Source organism: Bartonella senegalensis OS02, assembly GCF_000312545.1.
GTDB classification, from domain to species: domain Bacteria; phylum Pseudomonadota; class Alphaproteobacteria; order Rhizobiales; family Rhizobiaceae; genus Bartonella; species Bartonella senegalensis.
This window is the reverse complement of record NZ_HE997540.1, coordinates 1,048,305-1,050,016: the sequence shown is the minus strand read 5'-3', so window position 1 is coordinate 1,050,016 and position 1,712 is coordinate 1,048,305. Positions and strand designations below refer to the sequence as shown.

Genomic DNA, 1,712 nt, shown 5'->3' with positions numbered 1-1,712 from the left:
TCCGTTCTATCAAATTTATGTACATATAATCATTTCTGATTAAATCTACTGTTGATTTCCTGCTTCTTCGAGGCTGGTTTCATCAAAGTCACAGGACATTGGCCAGAGCCTTCCTTTCCACAGGCTAACACGGTGGAACTCACCGCCAAGTTTTCTAGATTAATCGCGGCATTAATGTCTCGATCATGGTGTTTACCACAATGAGAACATCTCCACTCACGTATGTTAAGAGGCAATTGTTCAATCTTCCATCCGCAATGATGGCAGATCTTACTGCTCGCATACCAACGATCTGCAATAACAATCTGTCGACCATAGCGGGCCGCCTTATATGCCAATTGACGGCGAAACTCGAAAAACTTTGATCTGCAAGGGCACACGATAAATGCTGATTTTTCAGCAAGCTTTTTACATGAAGATCTTCCAGACAAAAGGTCCCAAAACGCTGAATTAAATCGGTTGTAATCTTATACAAATTATCCGTTCTTATATTGCTTATACGCCCATGAAGCTTAGCCGAGTTTTTGCTTCTCCTTATGGCGGTTGCTCGAGCTTTTTTTCTTAAGACTTAAACGCCGTGATAAACAACGTAAACGATTGAGCAAAGTTTTATAAGGTTTAACGCTTCCTATGGTCTCTCCTGTCGAAAGCGTTGCAAGGGCATTAATGCCCAAATCAAGTCCAACAATAGCTTGGTTCTCGCTCAGTGAGACTTGATTATCTGTTTCAACGCTAAGACTGACAAACCACCTATCCGCTTTACGGCTAATGATTGCTGACAACAGCTTTCCTTGAAAGCGCAATTGTTCTCGCAGACGAACCCAACCAAGTTTGGCAATTCTTATCTTGGAACCTTGCAGCTGTATTTGATCATTGGTCAAAGTAAAACGATCGTGCACCCCTTTCTTTCTAAAAGTGGCATATCGGCTTCTCTCTGAAAAGAAATTCTTAAAAGCTACAGCCAATTGAATAATTGCCATTTGTGGAGCATTTTTAGTAACTTCCATAATCCATGGAAATTGTTCTCGTTTTAGAGAATTGAATTGTCTACGTAGCGTATAGTTATTAGGCTTTGGTAAATTACTATCTTTCTTCCACGCTTCATATTGCTGCTGCCATTCCCTCAGTGCCCAATTATAAGCAAAGCAAAGCGTACCCACCCACTGGCTCGAGCCATATAACTTCGCTGTTTATTGTTTAAGTCTAGAGCTATTTTGTGAGCAACAATCATTGCGATGCCTCTACAGCCTGACAAACATTCTCTACTAACCTTTGATTTTTTCTAGAACGACTTCCATAAAGACGAGCACTGAAAACAGTCATGATTTCTAAAACATCTTTAGCTAAATCTTCTTCAAAACTGCTTTCTTCTCCTTGCTTGAGAATGACAACCTCAACTTGTTTGGCTTCACAAATGGCGAAGACCAATTTCGCCCCAAAGCGTACTAAGCGATCTTTATGCGTAATCACCAAACGACCTATTTCATTTTCAATAAGAGCATCCAATAAACGTTTAAGACCTTTTTTACGATAATTCACCCCTAATCCTAAATCAGAGATGAGTTCATAAATTCAGCCTTGGCTTGCGCAATAGAGCTCGAGAACCTGTTTTTGTCGCTCTAAATCGTCTTTTTGATCATGGCTCGATACACGAGCATACGCAATGGTTTTTCTTTGAGAAAATTCTCTTGAACGAAAAAAATCAGGTCTCA

2 protein-coding genes and 1 pseudogene are annotated in these 1,712 nt (G+C 40.2%); all 3 read right to left on the bottom strand.

All coding sequences use genetic code 11. From position 1 onward, the window contains the following. Positions 1-29 precede the first annotated feature (29 nt). Positions 30-338 (bottom strand): transposase, encoded by a 309-nt coding sequence (locus BN200_RS09640; protein WP_244426867.1) that lies wholly within the window; start codon positions 336-338, stop codon positions 30-32. A 174-nt stretch (positions 339-512) separates the two neighbouring features. Continuing rightward, positions 513-1,160 (bottom strand): RNA-guided endonuclease InsQ/TnpB family protein, encoded by a 648-nt coding sequence (locus BN200_RS09635; protein WP_244426865.1) that lies wholly within the window; start codon positions 1,158-1,160, stop codon positions 513-515. A 67-nt stretch (positions 1,161-1,227) separates the two neighbouring features. Beyond that, positions 1,228-1,712, bottom strand: a pseudogene (locus tag BN200_RS04210) (IS607 family transposase); the annotation flags it as partial.